Source organism: Paenibacillus sp. IITD108, from assembly GCF_036541265.1.
Taxonomy (GTDB): domain Bacteria; phylum Bacillota; class Bacilli; order Paenibacillales; family Paenibacillaceae; genus Pristimantibacillus.
On the sequence record NZ_JAZHCT010000015.1, the window covers coordinates 16833 to 35814 of the forward strand.

General features: G+C 47.2%; 14 protein-coding genes. 8 read left to right on the forward strand and 6 right to left on the reverse strand.

What is annotated here, in order from left to right:
• The first annotated feature begins 52 nt into the window (after positions 1-52).
• The 5 genes from V1L65_RS14480 to bglB are packed head-to-tail and all read left to right on the forward strand — an operon-like array spanning position 53 to position 7947.
• On the forward strand, positions 53-2911 hold the full coding sequence (locus V1L65_RS14480) for a family 78 glycoside hydrolase catalytic domain (protein WP_331699898.1): 2859 nt from the start codon (positions 53-55) through the stop codon (positions 2909-2911).
• Between the two features lie 13 nt (positions 2912-2924).
• Entirely contained in the window at positions 2925-4802 is a 1878-nt protein-coding gene (locus tag V1L65_RS14485) for a heparinase II/III domain-containing protein (protein WP_331699899.1), read from the forward strand.
• A gap of 23 nt (positions 4803-4825) precedes the next feature.
• Positions 4826-6013: a trans-sulfuration enzyme family protein gene (locus V1L65_RS14490; RefSeq protein ID WP_331699900.1), complete on the forward strand. Its 1188-nt coding sequence runs from the start codon at positions 4826-4828 to the stop codon at positions 6011-6013.
• Between the two features lie 31 nt (positions 6014-6044).
• The gene (locus V1L65_RS14495) at positions 6045-6842 is read left to right on the forward strand and encodes a sugar phosphate isomerase/epimerase family protein (protein ID WP_331699901.1); all 798 of its coding nucleotides are present in this window, start codon (positions 6045-6047) and stop codon (positions 6840-6842) included.
• 28 nt (positions 6843-6870) lie between these two features.
• On the forward strand, positions 6871-7947 hold the full coding sequence (gene bglB / locus V1L65_RS14500) for a beta-galactosidase BglB (RefSeq protein ID WP_331699902.1): 1077 nt from the start codon (positions 6871-6873) through the stop codon (positions 7945-7947).
• 66 nt (positions 7948-8013) lie between these two features.
• On the opposite strand, the gene V1L65_RS14505 is transcribed toward bglB, so the two are convergent.
• Positions 8014-8904 (reverse strand): AraC family transcriptional regulator, encoded by an 891-nt coding sequence (locus tag V1L65_RS14505; RefSeq protein WP_331699903.1) that lies wholly within the window; start codon positions 8902-8904, stop codon positions 8014-8016.
• A gap of 140 nt (positions 8905-9044) precedes the next feature.
• On the opposite strand from V1L65_RS14505, the gene V1L65_RS14510 reads away from it, so the two are divergent.
• Both V1L65_RS14510 and V1L65_RS14515 read left to right on the forward strand, forming a co-directional pair.
• Positions 9045-10031: an aldo/keto reductase gene (locus tag V1L65_RS14510; RefSeq protein ID WP_331699904.1), complete on the forward strand. Its 987-nt coding sequence runs from the start codon at positions 9045-9047 to the stop codon at positions 10029-10031.
• Positions 10032-10072: 41 nt separating this feature from the next.
• Positions 10073-10981: an AraC family transcriptional regulator gene (locus V1L65_RS14515; RefSeq protein ID WP_331699905.1), complete on the forward strand. Its 909-nt coding sequence runs from the start codon at positions 10073-10075 to the stop codon at positions 10979-10981.
• A 444-nt stretch (positions 10982-11425) separates the two neighbouring features.
• On the opposite strand, the gene V1L65_RS14520 is transcribed toward V1L65_RS14515, so the two are convergent.
• Entirely contained in the window at positions 11426-12208 is a 783-nt protein-coding gene (locus V1L65_RS14520; protein WP_331699906.1) for a phytanoyl-CoA dioxygenase family protein, read from the reverse strand.
• Positions 12209-12518: 310 nt separating this feature from the next.
• Here V1L65_RS14520 and V1L65_RS14525 point away from each other — a divergent pair, with 310 nt between their 5' ends.
• Entirely contained in the window at positions 12519-13874 is a 1356-nt protein-coding gene (locus V1L65_RS14525) for a DUF455 family protein (RefSeq protein ID WP_331699907.1), read from the forward strand.
• A gap of 279 nt (positions 13875-14153) precedes the next feature.
• Here V1L65_RS14525 and V1L65_RS14530 read toward each other — a convergent pair whose 3' ends face one another.
• The 4 genes from V1L65_RS14530 to V1L65_RS14545 all read right to left on the reverse strand — a co-directional run bounded on the left by V1L65_RS14530 (position 14154) and on the right by V1L65_RS14545 (position 18880).
• Positions 14154-15152, reverse strand: a complete 999-nt coding sequence (locus V1L65_RS14530; RefSeq protein ID WP_331699908.1) for an NAD(P)/FAD-dependent oxidoreductase — start codon at positions 15150-15152, stop codon at positions 14154-14156.
• 285 nt (positions 15153-15437) lie between these two features.
• Positions 15438-16115, reverse strand: coding sequence for a YqaA family protein (locus V1L65_RS14535; protein ID WP_331699909.1), 678 nt, complete (start codon positions 16113-16115; stop codon positions 15438-15440).
• A 221-nt stretch (positions 16116-16336) separates the two neighbouring features.
• On the reverse strand, positions 16337-17740 hold the full coding sequence (locus V1L65_RS14540; RefSeq protein ID WP_331699910.1) for an NAD-dependent malic enzyme: 1404 nt from the start codon (positions 17738-17740) through the stop codon (positions 16337-16339).
• A gap of 24 nt (positions 17741-17764) precedes the next feature.
• On the reverse strand, positions 17765-18880 hold the full coding sequence (locus V1L65_RS14545) for an MGDG synthase family glycosyltransferase (RefSeq protein WP_331699911.1): 1116 nt from the start codon (positions 18878-18880) through the stop codon (positions 17765-17767).
• Positions 18881-18982: the final 102 nt, after the last annotated feature.

Here is an 18982-nt window from a genome sequence, read left to right on the forward strand (position 1 = left end):
CGGTTCGCTGAATGGAATACGGAATGGGAGCGGACAAAGGGGGCGCAAGGAGATGGAGTGGAAAGCAAGATGGATTTGGATCGATAGCGAAAAACAGCCGTTGAACAAGCAAGCCTGCTTCCGCAAAACGTTTGAGATTAGCAAGGATGAGCTGGAGGATGCTGTTATTCATATTAGCGCCGATAGCTGCTTTTGGCTGTATGTGAATGGGAAAAGAGCAGGCAGCGGTCCGATTCGTTCCACCTCGGAGCATTGGTATTATGAAAGCTGCTCCGCTGCGCATTTGCTGCGGGAAGGAAGCAATACGATAGCAGTGCAAGTATGGCATTACGGGCATTCCAACTATCAGTATGTTGAAAATAGAGCAGGAATGGCGTTGCAGCTTGATCTGAAATATTCGAACGGCATAACGGAAAGCCGCGGCTCAGACAGCAGCTGGAAGGCGCATGTACATGAGGGCTATAAGCGAAATACGGTGAAGCGGAATGTAAATATCGGGTGGCTGGAAGTATATGATGCCAGAAGCTGGGATGACAGCTGGACCGCTGAAACATTTGATGACAGCAATTGGCCGCAGGCGCATGAAATTTGCCAGGTCGGTGAAGGAGCATGGGGAACGCTCTATCCGCGCGATATCGAACCTTTTGCCTGCAATCGAGTTTTTCCAAGACAGCTTGTATCTGTTTCCGAGGTTAAACCGCTGCAAATGGTTGTATCGCTTAATATGCGAGAAATGTTTTTCCCGGGCAGCCGCGACGCCAACGTCAAAATTTTCAGCGGATTTTTTGGCACCGTGCTGGAGCTCGAGCACGATGCAGCAGGCAAGCTGAGCTTTGCGCATTCTCCATGGAACGGTGTGCAGGGCCGTTTTCGAATAGATGATAAGTGGTATAAAACCGGTGATGAGCTTCGTTTAACGAAAGGCCGCCATTTGTTCATGACGGAGGCTTTCGGTGTATATAACGATGTAATCAGTCATTTGGAGTGGGATTTCAAAGAGCCGATCCGCTTTATTCATCCTTTTAAAGAGCAATTGAATGAAGGAGAATCGCCATTTGTCGTTTGGGGGCCTTTTCAGACGATAACGTCAAGGGCAGACGGGTACAACCCGGTGTATGGCGGTGTAGAGAAGCGAAGCGGTCTTGACCGGGAGCTTCCGGCATTTGCAGAAGCAGGCAAAGCTGACTCGCTTGCAGCTCTCGAAGCTTATAAACACGAGCTGCGCACCTTGCCAGCAGATTGTGTCATTTATAATGAAATGATTTATTCCTTAATGCACCGCAAGGAGGTGTTGGCCTCCAATGCCGTGCGCAAGGAGCACGAGCGCTTGCTCTATGATCATGAGAAGCCTGCCGTTATTGAGCTTCCGGCGCAGGGAGGAGATCAGGAGCTCGTGCTTGACTTCGGCAAGCTGTATGTCGGCGAAGTAGCGCTCGAGCTTCAGGCGGCGGAAGGAACCGTGATCGATGTGTACGGCTTTGAAGCTGTTGTCAACGGCAGTATCCGTTATACTTCTGGTCTTAACAACGCCTTTCGCTATACAGCCCGCGGCGGGCGGCAAACGTTCCGCAGCGTATCCAGAATGGGCTTTCGCTATTTGATGATTGCCATCCGCCAGCAAACAGCGCCTGTGTCGCTGTACCGCGTATTTTTGGAGCAATCCGGCTATCCTGCTGCAGATCAAGCGCAGTTTCGCTGTTCGGACCCGCTTCTAAACGATATTTGGGAAATTAGCCGCCATACTTCAGAGGTTTGTACAGAAGATACATTTGTAGATTGCCCGACCTTTGAGCGTGTATTTTGGGTAGGAGATTGCCGGGTCAGCGCGCTAGTCAACTATTATTTATTCGGTTCTTACGAGCTTGTAAGGCATTGTCTGGAGATGGTGCCGCGCTCGTCAGACAAAAGCCCGCTGCTGCTTTCCAGCTTGCCTACCGACTGGCAGTCCGTTATACCGATGTGGACCTTCAGCTGGATGATTGCGATTAAAGATTATGCAGCATACAGCGGTGACCGCTCATTTGAAGCAAGCATCTATCCAGAGTATGCCAAGGCGCTTGATGAATATTGCAAATTTTTGAATAAGGACGATTTGTTTGATATAAGCTCTTGGAATTTGGTGGATTGGGCGGATATGGATATTCCGTATGTTGGCGTCGGAACAGCGCAGCATGGAGCGCTCGCTTATTGCTGCAGTCTAGGCGCTGATATGGCGGAGCGTCTTGGCAAGCAGGAGGACGCAGCCAAGTACCGGGCGATTGCTGCAAAAATGCGTGCAGCCTTAAAGCAGCATTTGTGGATCGAGAAAGAGCAGGCCTTTATAGACGGACGTTACCGCGACGGAGAGATGTCCAAAACGTACAGCCATCAGACGCATGTCTTGCTGTATTTGTTTGAAGCGCTGGATGGGGAGCTGCAGAGTAAGCTGGAGGAGCGGCTTCTTAATCCGCCAGAGCATTGGATTTCTGTTATTTCACCATTCATGTCCTTTTATTTATTTGATGTCTGGCAGCGAATGGGGAAAATGGATCGCATTATAGAACGGATCAAGCTTGTATGGGGGGCGATGGTGCGCCAGGGCTCCACGACAGCTTGGGAAACGTATCCGAATACGCGCAGCTTTGCCCATGCCTGGTCTGCAGCGCCATGCTATGTGCTGGGCAAGCATCTGCTTGGCGTAAAGCGGCTGGCGGACGGCTTTGCCTCAATTGAACTCGAGCTTCCTGTCTTGGACTCCATAGACTGGGCGGAAGGTTCAATCCCAACGCCATTCGGCAGAATTGATGCAGCCTGGAGCAGGGAGGACGGCAAGCGGCAAATGATCGTGACTGTACCGGAAGCGATTGAGGTGCACCAGCAGGCTGCTGAAAAGGCAGGCTGGCAAATTGAGATTAAACGTGTCAAAGGATAGGGGAGGATGCAGCATGATTAAGCCGTTTGTCGATTGGAAGCAGGTGCAAGATAACATAGACCGTTATGACTGGGCGCGGCATATCCATAGCCAGCTGGCCGATTATACGCACGGCTGGATGGAGCGGTATGCGGATTCAGCTGACAATATTGCAGGCTGGGGACATTATTACTTCTGCAGTGAATGTTATAATAAGCTCCCGTTCGAGCCTGATGCGCCCTGCGTTCATTATTGCGTCTCCTGCGGTCACTACAATGCAGGCACGGATTACGATGAAGCATGGAACTATTTGTACCGGGATGAGGTTGCCAAAACGGTCTTTTATGCAGGCGTATTGTACAGCTTAAATAAAAATAATGCGTATGTGGACTGGATACGCAAGGTGCTCCAATTTTATAGCAGCCATTATGAGTCGCTGCAGGTGCGCGTGCCGAAAGGCTTTATCGGCAAAATAGCCGGAACCGATTTATGCGATGCAGTCAATATAATCTGGCTGCTTCAAGGCATGCAGCTCATAAGAGAAGAGCTGACGGAAGAAGAGCTGCAGGAATATAAAGAAAAGCTGTTTATTCCTGAGGCAGAGCTCTTATATAGCCACAGCCGCAGCATTAACAATATTCCATGCTGGATGATGTGCGCGGTTGCGATGATCGGCATGTATTTCAAGGAAGAGGACTGGGTTGATAAAGCGGTGCTGAGCGATTATGGGCTAATCAATCAGCTGTCCAAAGGCGTGACACGGGAAGGCTTCTGGCTGGAAGGATCGTTCCATTATCATTTCTATTGTGCTGAGCCGTTCGTTTATGTGCTGCAATTCGCGGAGCAATACGGCATTAAGCTTCCGTCCATTTCTGAAACCGTGCTTCGCATGTATCAATACCCGGTCGAGATCGCCTTCCGGAACGGGCGTTTCCCGAATCCGAATGACAGCTGGCCGCTCGCAGCCTTTAGCGCATATGCAGGTCAGTATGAGTGGATGAATGCTTTATATGATGACTCCTGTCTGGAGCATGCGCTGTCGATCAGTTATAACGGCTATTACGTGCCTTCCTTTGCTTTTGGAGGCATGTGCGATACCCATCCTGACGGCTGGGTACAGCGCTTATTGTTCGGCAAGGATCAATATAGCAGGCTGGAGATGGGCATGCTGCCGCCGCGCTGCGATGACCATATCGAATTTTGCATGCTGCGCAACAAACAGGTTGAATTGTTTGTCAAATATGGCTTCCATCAGCGCAATCATTCTCATCCCGACGCGATGAATATAGAGATTTGCGTGGACGAGGACCCCGTATCGTATGACATTGCTAACGCCGGCTACGGCTCGCAGCTGTTCCGCGAATGGCAGCGCAAAAGCGTGGCCCATAATACGGTCGTTATAGACGGACGCGATCAAGAGGAGCGGGTGCGCGGCAAAGTAGAGTTTTTTGATGCGGCGAGCAATGAAGCGCGGTTCCGCGCTGACGGCGTATATGCAGGCGTTAACTTTATAAGAAGCTTGGAGCTGAACGGTTTGCAGCTGAAGGATACTTTCACTGTAGAAAGCAAACAAGCTCGCACGATGGATTGGGTTTTTCACTGCGAAGGAGAGCTGAAAACAGATTTTACCGCAGTCCCTTGTCCGCCGCTTGGCACAGAAGACGGTTATCAGCATTTGCTGGAATTGCAGTGCTATGAGACGAGTGCAGCGTGGGAAGTGCGTTTCGAGCTGGAGGATAAAACGGTTGTGCTTGCAATGGAAGGCGAGCCAGGCACAGAAATCTATTTGTTCAAAGGCTATGAATATACTGCCGAGAAGATAAGACCGGGCGTGCTTGTACGGCGCAAAGGCGCAGGAACGGTATTCCGTTCGGCCTTCACTTTTGTGACGGGCGGCTGGCAGCAACAATAAGAACGGAAGGGAGGCAGGCTTGCATGAACAGAAATGAGGATGTGCGAGGCGGCAATTATGCCGGCCAAAAGCTGAGCAAGGAAAATATTTGCGCGCATTTGGGCGATGATTATGATCGCTATTTGGGAGCGATTGTCCCGCCTATTTTTCAAAACACGCTTTTTACGAGAAAAACGAAAAGCCATGGATATACCTATACAAGGGTATCAAATCCAACATTAGAAACAGCGGAGCAAAAAATTGCAGCGCTGGAGGAAGGAGAGCAGGCGCTTGTTTTCTCCTCCGGCATGAGTGCGATAACGGCAGCGCTTATGTATTTTATGGAGAAGGATTGCCATATTATTTCGCTCAAAAGCGCTTATACGCCGGCTCGTAAATTCATTGATACTTATATGACTAAGTTTGGCGTGGAAAGCACCTTCCTGTCAGGTGAAAACGTAGAGGAATTTGAGCAGGCGATCCGACCGGACACGAAAATCATTTATTTGGAAAGCCCGGTATCCAACGTGTTTTCCATGCAGGATTTGGAGCAAATCGCCAAGCTGGCGAAAAGCCGTGGCATCGCCACTATTGTAGATAACACCTGGGCTACGCCGCTGTTTCAAAATCCGCTTCTCTTCGGCATCGATGTTGTTGTTCATTCCGCTTCCAAGTACTTGGGCGGACATAGCGATATTATCGGCGGAGTATTGATCAGCTCGAAGGAAATTGCCGAATCGATTATGCACAATGAGCGCGGCATGTATGGCGCTGTGATGGACCCGCACCAAGCTTGGCTGCTGACCAGAGGGCTGCGCACGCTTCCGCTGCGAATGGAGAAGCATCAGCAAAGCGGGCTAGAGGTAGCGAAGTTTTTGCAAGAGCATCCGCTGGTCGAGAAGGTATTTTATCCGGGCTTGAAAGAGCATTCGCAGTATAAGCTCGGCCAAAAGCAAATGTCCGGCTACTGCGGGCTGATGAGCTTTATACCCAAAGGTGCCGTTTTGCCGATTACTAGCATGCCGAAGGCGATGGACATATTCGAGGTAGGTCCGAGCTGGGGCGGATTTGAAAGCTTGATGAACTTCCCTGGAGCGGGCATTACGCCCGAGGCTTCTGAACTGACAGGCATACCGGCGGGACTGGTTCGCATATCCGTAGGACTTGAAAATGTGCAGTCGATTATGGAGGATTTGGACCGCGGTCTTCACAGCTTGACAAGAAGCGTATAAAAGGCACAAACAAGGACGGTGACCGTAAAACATGCAGATCAAAATGTTTAAAGCGCTTTGGGGCATGACTGGCGAGTATGAGGAGCAGCTGGAGCGTATTGCAGAGGCCGGCTATGACGGTGTGGAGTGTCTTGTGCCGCCGCCTGAGAAAACCGCTGAGTTTCGTCGTCTCCTTGAGCAGTATAAGCTTGAATACATTCCTATGATCTATACGGATGGCGATCATAAAGCCAGCTTTCGCAACAGGCTGCTGAGAGCTCTTGAATTTCACCCGAAGAAGGTGAATTCGCATAGTGCCAAGGATTGGATGAGTTTCGATGAGCAGAAGCAGTTTTTTGAATTTGCCATGAAAACGGAGCAGGAGCTCAGCATAGTCGTAGCTCACGAAACTCATCGCAGCCGCGCAACATACTCGGCCTGGAACACAGCCAAGCTGCTGCGGGAGTTTCCGGATATGCGGCTGACGGCAGATTTCAGCCATTGGGTCGTCGTATCCGAATCGCTTCTTGAGGATCAGATGGACAATGTGCGGCTGGCGATGGAGCGCACTATACATTTGCATACGAGAGTCGGCTTTCGCCACGGACCGCAGGTGCCTGACCCGAGAGCGCCGGAATATGCGCTGGAGCTGGAGGAGCATGCCAAATGGTGGGATGAGCTGTATCGCATTCATCTTGCGCGGGGCGAAAGCGAAATAACGATTGATCCGGAATTCGGACCGCCCGGTTATATGCATACATTGCCGTATACAAAGCAGCCGATTGCTGATTTATGGAGGGTTTGTTTATGGATGGCTAATTATAACAGAGACCGATTATCGAATTTATAGTCATTTATTTGGAAATGGGGGAGTGGAAATGACGATACACGCAGATTTGCAGCGTGATAAAATTGATAGTCTGATAGGCAAAATTATAGACGGCATGATTCATATAAAAGCTGAGATTAAAGAAGATACGCCTGTCAGCATTATATCGATGGACAAATGGGACTGGTCGCAGGGCGTAGGCTTGTTCTCGCTTTATTTGTACTATAAGGAAACGAATAATAAACAGATATTGAACTATTTGATCCAGTGGTTCGAGCAGCGCATTGAAGAGGGGCTGCCTGAGAAGAACATCAATACGATGTGCCCGATGCTGACGCTTAGCTACTTGTACGAGGAAACAGGCCGCGAGGATTTCTTTGCGCTGTGCAAGGAGTGGGTGCATTATGCGATGACGGGAATTCCGCGAACGCCGGAAATGGGATTGGCGCATGCCACGATTGACGGGCCGAATGAAAACCAGCTGTGGGATGATACGCTTTATATGACGGTGCTGTTTGTAGGCAGAATGGGCGGTCTGATGAACAACGATGACTATTATCAGGAAAGCATCCGCCAGTTTCTTGTGCATCTCAAATATTTGACTGATACATCTACCGGCTTGTTTTTTCATGGCTGGACATTTGACGGCAATCATAACTTTGCCAGAGCGCTGTGGGGCAGGGGGAATGCCTGGTATACGGCAGGTTTGGTAGATTATTTGGATATGGTTACGCTGCCGGACGGCGTGGCGCAATTTCTGATTACATCGCTGGAACGCCAGGTGTTGGCCTTATCCAAACTGCAAGCAGAGGACGGCATGTGGCATACCGTCTTGAATGATCCGTCCTCCTATGTTGAAACGTCGGCAACGAGCGGATTTGCATATGGGATTTTAAAAGCGGTGCGCAAGGGCTATTTGGATGAGAAATACCTTGAGGCCGGCATGAAGGGACTGCAGGCGGTATTATCCCGCATCAGCGAGGACGGAACGGTACGGGACGTTTCCTACGGCACGCGCATGGGCGAAAGCGTAGATTACTATAAAAATATTCCGCTTTGCCCGATGCCCTATGGACAGTCTATGGCGCTCTTAATGCTTGCTGAAAGCTTGAAGCATGTGAAGTAAGCAGCAGTCCGGCTCATCACTGACAATGAACGGACACTCTCATTTTCACCCGTTGATCCAATGATGCTACGGCGTTTCGCCCGGTCTAGCTGCTTTGCGGTACTGGCTTGGCGAAAGGCCGACTGCATTTTTAAATAGCTTGTTAAAAAAGCTAAGGTCGTCGAAGCCTGCTTCAGCAGCAATTTCTACAATTTTTGTATCCGTTTGCGATAGCATTTGCTTAGCGGCTTTTATACGAATTTCGTTGCGGAATTCAATAAAGGTTTTGCCAATATATTGTTTAAATTTGTTAGAGAAACCGGCGGTGCTCATCCGGCACATTTCACTTACCTGCACCAAGGTAAGCGGCTGGGCGTAGTGCTTGCGGATAAACTCGCTTATATGCTGCATAATCTTCTCGTCTGTTGACAGCATCGTAAGCGGGGTATGCTTGCGGTCATGATAACAGCGGCTTAAAAAAATAAACAGTTCGATTAAACGGGTTTTCGTTAAAATTCGGTAGCCCAGCTTTTTCTCCTTAAAATCAAGAATAATGCGGTCGAGAAGCGATTCTATCTCCATCTGTTCAACAGGCTGCAGACGCAAATGTCCTTCAAAATGAACAGTTGACCGCAAAAACGGCTCTACGTAGAAGAAATCTACGAACGAGGTTACATCAGAAAGAGATTCCAGCTCGCGCCTTAGTAGAGTTGGTTGAAATAGAACATTATAAACGAGCGGGGGCTGCTTGCTGCCGCTGCGGTAAGCATGCTCCTCGCCGGGTTCGATCATAAAGACATCACCTTCAGAAATCTTATAATATTCTCCTTTATAAAAATGCTCGCCCTGACCTTTAGCCACGTAGACGAGCTCAAAAAATTCGTGAGAATGCCGTTCTACGATTTCACCTTCGCTAAACCGGTAAGGGGCTATATGAAACTGGAAGCTGTCGCTTTCCAAAAAAGATTTACTGTCCATGAGAGTCATAGCCTTCACTCCTTTTTAGCCTTGATGGATCATTCTGCAGCATAATTATACTTGAAACGCTTACAGGATCATAGTGAAATGATGTAATGATTTGGCATATAACTATATAATAATAACAAAGGATGAAGACTATGAAATACAAAGTATTTGGCAAAACAGGCTGGAAAGTATCAGAAATCGGCTTCGGCGGCTGGCAGCTTGGAGGGGAGTTCGGCCATGTGGAGGATGCTGATTCTATCCGCACCCTGCTTGCTGCGTTTGAGAGAGGCATTAATCTGGTAGATACGGCACAAATGTATGGCAAGGGCCGCTCGGAAGAGGTAATCGGCAAAGCGCTTAAACTGTGGAAGGGCGATCCTATTTATGTTGCTACAAAGGTGCAGCCGATGGCATGGCCGCGCCCGGAAGAGGCGAATCCGGAGATGGCAGGCCGATATTCACGCGAGCATATTCGTACGAACTGCGAGGAAAGCTTGAAAAGGCTTGGCACGGAGACGATAGATTTATACCAATTGCACGGCTGGTTTCCAAAAGGCATCGAGCATACGGATTGGCTGGAAGCGCTCCGTGAGCTGCAGCAGGAAGGCAAAATCCGCGAATTCGGCGTATCGGTTAGAGATTATCGCCCCGAGGACGGCGTTGAAATAGCGAAAACGGGCTGGATTGCCTCCGAGCAGGTTGTTTATAATCTGTTTGAGCAGCGTCCGGGCGGCGAGTTGTTTGGAGCTTGTCAAAAGCATGGCGTAGGCGTGCTTGCGAGAGTGCCTTTTGATGAAGGCTCGCTGATCGGCAACTGGAATGAAAATACGTACGAAACGTTCGGAGAGAAAGATGTTCGCAAGTTCTACTTCCGCGGTGAACGGTTCATGGAAACCTACCGTGCTGTAGAGAAAATGAAAGCGGCTATTTCGGCCTATACAGGCGAAAAGGAAATCAAGCTTCATGAATATGCTTTGAAGTTTTGCTTATCTCATGAAGCAGTAAGCTGTGTTATTCCGGGCATGAAAACGATTAGCGAGATGGAATCCAATATTCGCGTGTCGGACTCCGATAAGCTCGATCAAGGGCTGCTGGACATTTTGAGGCCTTTTAATTGGCCGCGCAATTATCATTCGTAATCCGGCACAACAACCTACTAAAGTGAAGAGGGCGGTTAACGATGGCAATGCCAATGGAGAAATTTGTCGATCACGCATTTAATGAATCTCTGGGCCATTTTCCAGTTTACTGCGAAAACAAAAACGACGATCCGAACATGCACGCTTTGCATTCGCATAACGGCTATGAATTTCATTTTTCATTTTCCAGCAAGGCGTTGATGATGGTTGGAAATCAGGAATTTAAAGTAAAGCCGGGCAATGTGTTTATTATTCGTCCGCTAGTTTATCACGCTGTACAGGTTAATCAGGAGTCAGTATACCGCAGAACGATTTTGTCTGTGGAGGAAAACTATTTCGGTGCACTGCTTGAATCTGACCAGGAAATAGTAGCTATTGTACAATCATGGTTTCCACAGGACGATATCGTTTCTTTGGAAATGACATTAGAAAGCAGGGATTTGCTCAAAATCCAGGATATTCTTCAATCCGCTGAACGCGAGCTAAAGGAAAAGAAGAAGGGCTATGAGCTTTTCGTCAAAACCTTGCTGACGCAACTAATTCTTCTGCTTGGCAGAACGAAGGAGTCATCTGTAAGCGTAGAGCGGGCTTCGACAGAAATGCGGGAAATTACGACGCGGATGATGGAGCATATCGTAGAGCATTGCTGCGATCGGATTGATATGTCTGCTCTGGCGGAGCAATTTCATATTTCCAAATCCTATATGTTTAAAATTTTCAAAATGTTTACCGGCTATACGCCATATCAATATTTAATGCTGGAGCGGATTGCTCGCGCTAAGCAAATGCTCCATGCAGAAAATGTGACAATTACGCAAATTGCTGCGCGCACCGGCTTCAATGACTCTTCACACTTTATACGCACCTTCAAAGAAGCAACGGGCATGACGCCGGGGGATTATAAAAGCGCCTCGAGAGAGCAGGCTATGCTGATTAATGCGACTGGCTGACATTTGCTGTGGTCGACCGACCGCCGTCATGTAGCAATACACCGCGTGCTTGGAGCTGCGCGCGGTACAAAACTATAAAAAAGCCCGCAAGGTTATGCGGACTGGTCTGGGCAAAAATCAATTTCTATTGCATTGCTTGTATTTTTGAATTTTGTGGTCACATTGCTCTCAATGGATCAAGATGGTCACACGTTCCGTTATTTGCCTTAAAACCAGCATTTTTTTAATTTGGCGGTCACACGTTCCGCTATTCGGCTCTACATGTGTCTTTTTCTGAGAATTATAGATCAATAACGGAACGTCTGTCACTTTGCTGCTTCAAAACTGCGATTTTGGGTGTAATAACGGAACGACTGACCAGCTAGGGAATGTAGTTAGCGAGTAGGTAAACGCGCCTGTCTAAAGGACGGCGGAGCCGTTTATCCTTGCTTATCTACAGTTCGTTTATTTCCGGCGCGCGACAAGAGGGAATAATCCGCCGCCGAACGGCTTGCCCGCTTCAAGTCCGGCGTTGTCCGTAACCGGATGGCTTTTACCGCTGTAGACGGTGCCATCCGGCATGAAGATGATCGCGAGCACACGGCGCGGCTTATCACTGTTGTTGGCATGTGCAAAGTGGAACGTCAAGCCGTCATGAAAGGTGCAGCTGCCTTTTTTCAAAGGAATTTTAACCGGCTTTGTTTTCTCCAGCTCCGTACCCTCAATCTGCTCGTAGATGTCCTGCGGGTTAGCTAGATCGATGCCTGTCAGCTTGCCAATTTTGTGCGAGCCAGGGACAAACATCATACAGCCGTTATGCTCATCGACATCATGCATCGGAATCCATACAGACAAAGCGCCCGGCTCTGTCATCGGCCAATAAGGAAAATCCTGATGCCAAGCTGTTGGCTTGGAGTCCTGCGGCATTTTCCACAATCCGTGATCGTGGAACACGCGAATGCCCTTTGCGCCTGTAAGCTCCATGGCAATTTGCGCAAGCTTGGGATGGAAGCTGTAACGGCTCATGCCGCCGTGGTCGCGCCAAACATTAACCTTTTGATTCAATACTTTATAATAGCTTCCGCCCTTTGCAGAAGTAGCGAAAGAATTAGTCCCCTCTTGTGTCATAGCCTCTTCCAGAAATTCAGACAGCTCATCAAGCTCTTCCTCTGTCAAAATGTTATCAACCTGTACAAATCCGTTTTCCTTATAAAATTCGATTTTACTTTGCTCCAAGTAATTTTTCATAAGTTGGACTCCCTTTCGGTTTTAGATATGGTAACTGACTATAATGTAGCAAAAATAGATGTGCCGAAACTTGGCTTTTTTTATAAAATCATAAGGCGATTTTGCAAGATGTGACTTTTTTAACTTATAACCATCTTATAACCATTTAAAAGCTTTGCAGCGAAGCCGTTTCTTTTTAACTTTTCTTTATTTATAAGGGATTGGACGCGCTTTCAAGTTCAAATAGTATTGTGATAAGCCAGAAGATTATTTTGCAATTCAATTTAAAAACGATTCGATACAATGAAATCAGAGGTCAGGAGGGATAATCATGAGTGGAAAAATTGAAGTGGATTTGAATGATTACAGCTTTTTGGAGCAGGATCGCGAGCTGCGCAGGGGAATGCTGCGTCCGATTGATACAGCGGCATTATTAAAAACATTTTACTGGCTGGAGTTTGAGCTGTCGCGTATGACAATGGGCTGGGCACCTTCCTTTGCGGATTGGGATATAAAAGGGAAGCTTGTTAGAATGTCCTATCTTCATACGACGCATATGATGTTTTTGGAGGAGCGGATCAATGAGCTGCCGGGCTCAAATATCGGGCGCAAGGATTGGACGCCGGAAGCAATGCGGGAAGCGTTCGAGCGTATTTCGATCGCCCCGTCTACTGAAGCTTTTGCGGCCGCGTACAATTATGCAGCTGTTCAGCTTTATGACCGTTATGCCAAATTAACGAGATTACTTGATCAAATATTGGATGCCCCAACTTTAGAAAGGCTGAAATATATAGAAACGGATCGTATTGAGCTGACGCAATGGGGAACAGAGCATGCCCAGTTTGCCTTTATGGATGACATGGCCGCGCGCGCTGAATTTTTTAAATGGCAGGATTATGTGCGGGATACCTGGAAGATCATGGAGTTGAAGCTGGATCATCAAAGCAAGGGGAGTGCCTTGCAGTGGCCGGCATTTACAGTGGAAAACCCTGTCGGACCCGTCCCTCCGAAAGCTGCCGTTGATCCGCGTTATCCGCTTGTTGATTTAACAAAATTTAAAAGTGCAATGTTTGATCCAAAGTCACCTACCCATAACAGTGTGAAGCATATGGTATTTATTAACGCTTCTGAAATGTCAGCGGCTGAAACGATGACATATTTGTATTATGGAGTGCAGCGCATGCCTATGGAATTTTACTATGATGTAGCGCGGCATACTTGGGATGAAGTACGCCATAGTCAAATGGGCGTTCGACGTCTGAAGCAAATGGGTTACAAGACGGAAGATTTCTCCTGGCACCCAAGCACAGTCCCGTCCAAAGAAAATATGGATACAGCCTTTCCTGAATTTTATTCCGCGTTGACGATGGTTATGGAGCCCTGCTCCTTTATTAAGAAGCGTAAATCTATTGACGCTTTCCTTGATCATGGAGATCCTATGTCTTCCATTCAATCGGAGTTCGATATTGCCGATGAGCGTCTACATGTCAATTTTGGCAAGAAATGGGGAGCAAAGCTGTTTGAGCATATTGATGACTTTGAAACGGCGCAATCCGTAGAGAAAAAAGCGAAGCAAATGCACTTGCAGCGCATGGGCTACGAGCAGGCGGAGATCGACAGTGTGTTAAATAATTTCCCGGAGTTTTGCGGCTTTGCTACGATGGACTTGAAATATGATCAATACTAAAGCGGATAGATAGAATAGCGGATGACAGCCGTCTAGTGCTCTTTCAAATAGGAGTGTTAGGCGGCTTAATTTATATTTGCGATGGTTGCATAGCTGGAAGCTTGGCGCAAACTTCTAGCTTAGCAATGAGAAAAGGGGAACGGAGAGCAAGAATGGGAATGGAGAAGCGGCAGCGTCCGCCTTTGCAGGCCAATGTCGGTGAAATATAGGAATAGGTATAAGGTGAAAACTTAAAAAGCAGTCCCGGTCATGTTCATGACTTATGGGACTGCTTCTACGCTAAAGCTTCATATTGCTGCTGTGACCGGGACTAAGCTTGGCGCTGGGATCAACATATACTTTTGCGTTGTTGACAGCTGTAGGAGCTTCTCCAAAGCCGACTGCAATCAGCTTTACTTTTCCCGGATACGTCGTTATGTCGCCCGCAGCAAAGATGCCCGGGACGTTTGTCTCCATGCGGCTGTCCACTTTAATCGAACCGCCCTCGATATGTATGCCCCAGTCAGCGATTGGACCTAGAGTGGAAACAAATCCGTAATTGACGATCACGTCATCAACTTCGAATTGCGCTTCCTCCTTTGTCTTTACATTTGTGAGAGTAACACGCTCTATACAATCAGTGCCGTGCACATCAGTAATTTCTGCAGGAGTAACAATGTTTACATTAGATTGGAGCAAATTCTCCACACTATGCTCGTGGGCGCGGAACTTCTCTCTTCTATGAACGAGCGTAACGCTTTTGGCGATGGGCTCAAGCATTAAAGCCCAATCCACTGCAGAATCGCCGCCGCCGCATATAAGTACCCGGCGATTGCGGAAAGCTTGCAGATCATTGATGAAATAATGAAGATTAGCTTTTTCATATTTTTTTGCTTGCTCTAGCTCAAGCCGCCTTGGCTCGAAAGCGCCGACGCCAGCCGTAATAATGATGGCTTTGGCATAATGGCTCCCTTTATCCGTTACGACCTCGAAATCTCTTTCGTCATGCTTGATGACGCTGATCGCCTTTTCTTCCAAGCACGCTTCTGTTGGAAACAAACTGAGCTGCTCGATTAATTGATCGACTAATTGCTGAGCCGTAATCTTAGGAAATCCTGCAACGTCATAAATATATTTTTCAGGATATAAGGCGGCTAGCTGGCCTCCTAGAGCTGGCATGCTTTCAATTATTTTTACCGATGCTTGCCGCATGCCTCCATAAAACGCAGCGAATAATCCAGCTGGACCTCCCCCAATAATAATTAAATCCGATTTGTTTTTTTCCGATTCTGCTATCAAATCGACACCTCCGCTAGTCACTTCCGAAAGATTATAGATTCATTGCGGTTGAGCAGTATTACGAATGGCCGCCTGCAATAAATCAACTCTATACGGTTCCATTATATCAGTGCCTTTCCCTGCCCGGAATAAGCTTTTACAGCAGTCGTTAAATTGAAGATTATAGTTCAATAAAAGAGAATTTCCGCGCATATTTGGCAGAGTTTGCAGGCATAAAATAAATAACACCCGCTCCTAAGCAATGAAATGTTTTAGGCAGCAGGTGTTATGATTTAATTATTTTGCTTATTGATCCACATTCGTTGTTCTTTGTTGTTCCGCAACTAGCGGAAGCGCTGGCGGGGCTGCCGCCTCTTGTTCCTGTTCTTCTGTTTCCTGTACTTCAATGACATTTGCGCTTTTTTTCTTTTTCTTAAGATATCGGCGAACTAATAAAAATATTACGATGACCGGTATCCCGCCCAAGAAAATATAAAGGGAAACATCCTGCACCATATGCTCTGCTGCACGGCCATAAAAGTAGAACAACAAGCCTACAGCATAAAATTTGACCGCCCTGCCTAATGCGGCATAACCGATCAATCTCCAAAGCGGAAAGTTAAGGCAGCCGGAAAGAATAGTGAATACTTTGAATGGAATAGGAGTGAAGGAGCCGATTAATATTGCAGCTTCGCCATTTTCCTGAAACTTTTTTGTGGCGGCATCGATCCATTCTTTTTTTAGAAACTTATACAGAACGGATTTGCCCATTAGTTTGCCCAGAAGATATCCGATTGGCGTCCCAAGCAAACAAGCAATATAACCTAAAGTTGCAAGTAAAAGTGCTGAAGAAGGATTAAGCAAGCTTAATGAAACCTGCAAAAAGAAGGCTGGGATTGGAAAAATAATAGCATCGAAAAAGGAATGGATAAATAGTCCCCAGGGGCCAAAATCTTTTAAAAAATCTACAACGGCTTGAATCATTCGCAGGCTCCTTTATGTTTGACTGACCTGCTCATTATAACATATGAATTAAGCATTAGTCTCCTAGACTTCCGTACAGGAATGACTGTTAATTTGAACAGATTTTATATTAAACTAGCACGCTTTAATACAACTTATGCATAAAAAAGGCTGGAATGACTATGATGTTCATTCCAGCTGCACAAAATTTACAAAAATAAAATAGTAACGGACCAGCCAGATCAAGTATAGCTTCTTCGGGCAACTCCACTAGCTTGAGCTGCTGCGATAACCTTATTTCTGATTACTTCAACGACCTTGCTGTTGAACACGCTTGGAATAATGTACATCGGAGTTAATTCTTCCTCAGGAATAACAGAGGCGATTGCTTCTGCCGCAGCCAGCTTCATTTCTTCGTTAATGACAGCGGAACGGCTGTCCAGCGCCCCTCTGAAAATCCCCGGAAAGCAAAGCACATTATTGATCTGATTCGGATAATCAGACCGGCCCGTGGCGAATACGGCTACCAGGTCAACGGCCTGCTCCGGCAATATTTCGGGCTCCGGGTTCGCCATTGCAAATACGATCGGTTTTTCAGCCATGCTTGCAATATGCTCTCTTGTCAGTATGCCGCCGGCAGATACGCCTATAAATACATCAGCTCCCGCGATAGCTTCCCGTAATCCGCCAGTAAGCCGCTCTTTATTCGTATGCTCTGCATACCAATTCCAGTTGGAGTTGCTGTAGCTGTTGCCAGCAGTTAAAATACCGACGCGATCAACACCAATTATATGTCTGGCGCCTCCTGCAAGCAGCATTTTGGTGCAGGCAGTTCCCGCAGCTCCAATGCCGCAAACAACAATTCGACTATCGGACAGCGTTTTTCCAGTAAGCTTAAGCGCGTTAATCAGACCGGCATAAATAACGACAGCAGTACCATGCTGGTCATCATGGAATACGGGAATATCCAGCTCCTTGCGCAGTCTTTCTTCAATTTCGAAGCAGCGCGGCGCAGAAATATCCTCCAGATTAATGCCGCCAAAGCCGGGAGAAAGCTGCTTGATTGTCCGGACAATTTCATCTGTATCCTGTGTGTCCAGACAGATTGGAATAGCATCCACATCAGCAAATTGCTTGAATAGAACAGCCTTGCCTTCCATAACTGGCATAGCAGCATGAGGCCCTATATTCCCAAGGCCAAGCACAGCACTGCCGTCGGATACAATAGCAACGGAATTACGCTTCATCGTAAGCGTATAGGCTTTTGTCTGATCTTCTTCAATTGCTTTGCATACACGGGCTACATCAGGCGTATACACACGAGATAAATCATCGCGGTTTAGAATCGGCGTTTTGGGCTGCATCGCTATTTTACCGCCTAAATGCAGCAGAAAGGTGCGGTCAGACATATGAATCAGCTTGATGCCCGGAACGGACTGCAGCGCACCATTCAGCCTTTCCATCGCATGCTGTCCGGGAATCGTAACCGTAACATCTCGAATCGTTTTGTCGCGTTCGGAGTGAATCATGTCAATCGCAATAATATCGCCTTGAAGTTGTGCAATTGCTGCAGCAGCATTGCTGAAATTAGCGGTCTGCGTATCAATTTCAAGCCGGACAATAATATTTTGTGCAGCCAATTTCATCGCTCCTTTGTGAAAAGAAAGCCGTCATTGCAAAAGTTGCAGGACGGCTTCTGGACAGCTTTTTGGATTGTAATTGGAATTTCTGATTTCAAGAAGCCGGTCGCGGAAACGCTCAGCCTCGCCTTGCTCATGTATTAATCTAAACCATTTGTCGACAACATGATTGGAGTCAAGCATCTCTCCAAAGCCAGCCGATATGAAATGATCGCAATTTTCTTCCTCTTGCCCTGGAATCGGCTCATAGAACAACATTGGAAGCCCCTTGCTCATTCCTTCGGTGCACGTCATCCCGCCTGGCTTTGTGACGAGCAGATCAGCAATATCCATCAGCTTATTCACTTCTTTTGTGAATCCCAAAACTATAATGTTAGGATGCTGAAAGATCGGATCGGCAAGCATTTTTTCTTTCATCTTTTCATTCGAGCCTACGCAAAAGATAAGCTGAGTCGACTCGCGCCATTTGGTCATGTAGGCTAATGCGTTGTCTTCATATAGAATACCCCAACCTCCGCCCATTATGAGTACCGTTGGCATATTTTTTAAATTAAACTGTTTACGTACCTGCTCCTTGTCATTGTCTTCCCAAAAATTAGGATGAACAGGGATTCCGGTAATTATAATACGATCGGGACTGACCCCTTTAATAACTAGCCGTTCCTTTACAGTGGCCGAGGAGACGAGATATTTGTTCACCTCTTGGCCAATCCATGATCCATGCGCATCATAATCCGTAATTAACGTATATAATGGAACATCTTGTCCAAGCCGCTTTAGTCTGGCTACTACGGCGTTAGGGACAGGATGAGTGCATATAATGACATCAGGCTTTAATTGTGAAATTACTTGTGAAGTATGCGTATAAAATACTCGGTGCAAGGCAAGCTGTGTAAAACGATTCAAAGACCTTTGATAATTGCTGCGGTACATCATGCCTACCATGCGAGGCTGATTGCTTACCGCTTTACGATACGCGGATACGATTAAAGGCCCTACAACCGGATTAAGAAATTTTCCGAGTTCAATTACGCGTGTTTGAATGCCTGGGCATAACTGCTTCAGTCCCATTGCGAGCGCATTAGCGGCCTGTGTATGTCCAGAGCCGAATCCCTCTGATAGCAGAAGCACTCTCTTTTTGCGCATATAGTCACCTACTTTTCTTAAATTATAAGAAGGAATAAGTTTGTTCTTATAATTGTCCGAGAAACTGGACGTCCTCAGAAAAGGACACAGCGTTTCTTCTTG

Excerpts from the sequence above, each read along its gene's own strand:
- V1L65_RS14490 (WP_331699900.1), top strand. The coding sequence starts at position 4,826 with ATGAACAGAAATGAGGATGTGCGAGGCGGCAATTATGCCGGCCAAAAG.
- V1L65_RS14525 (WP_331699907.1), top strand. The coding sequence starts at position 12,519 with ATGAGTGGAAAAATTGAAGTGGATTTGAATGATTACAGCTTTTTGGAG.
- V1L65_RS14485 (WP_331699899.1), top strand. The coding sequence starts at position 2,925 with ATGATTAAGCCGTTTGTCGATTGGAAGCAGGTGCAAGATAACATAGAC.
- V1L65_RS14505 (WP_331699903.1), bottom strand. The coding sequence starts at position 8,904 with ATGGACAGTAAATCTTTTTTGGAAAGCGACAGCTTCCAGTTTCATATA.
- V1L65_RS14535 (WP_331699909.1), bottom strand. The coding sequence starts at position 16,115 with ATGATTCAAGCCGTTGTAGATTTTTTAAAAGATTTTGGCCCCTGGGGA.
- V1L65_RS14545 (WP_331699911.1), bottom strand. The coding sequence starts at position 18,880 with ATGCGCAAAAAGAGAGTGCTTCTGCTATCAGAGGGATTCGGCTCTGGA.
- V1L65_RS14515 (WP_331699905.1), top strand. The coding sequence starts at position 10,073 with ATGGCAATGCCAATGGAGAAATTTGTCGATCACGCATTTAATGAATCT.
- V1L65_RS14540 (WP_331699910.1), bottom strand. The coding sequence starts at position 17,740 with ATGAAATTGGCTGCACAAAATATTATTGTCCGGCTTGAAATTGATACG.
- V1L65_RS14520 (WP_331699906.1), bottom strand. The coding sequence starts at position 12,208 with ATGAAAAATTACTTGGAGCAAAGTAAAATCGAATTTTATAAGGAAAAC.
- bglB (WP_331699902.1), top strand. The coding sequence starts at position 6,871 with ATGACGATACACGCAGATTTGCAGCGTGATAAAATTGATAGTCTGATA.
- V1L65_RS14480 (WP_331699898.1), top strand. The coding sequence starts at position 53 with ATGGAGTGGAAAGCAAGATGGATTTGGATCGATAGCGAAAAACAGCCG.
- V1L65_RS14510 (WP_331699904.1), top strand. The coding sequence starts at position 9,045 with ATGAAATACAAAGTATTTGGCAAAACAGGCTGGAAAGTATCAGAAATC.
- V1L65_RS14495 (WP_331699901.1), top strand. The coding sequence starts at position 6,045 with ATGCAGATCAAAATGTTTAAAGCGCTTTGGGGCATGACTGGCGAGTAT.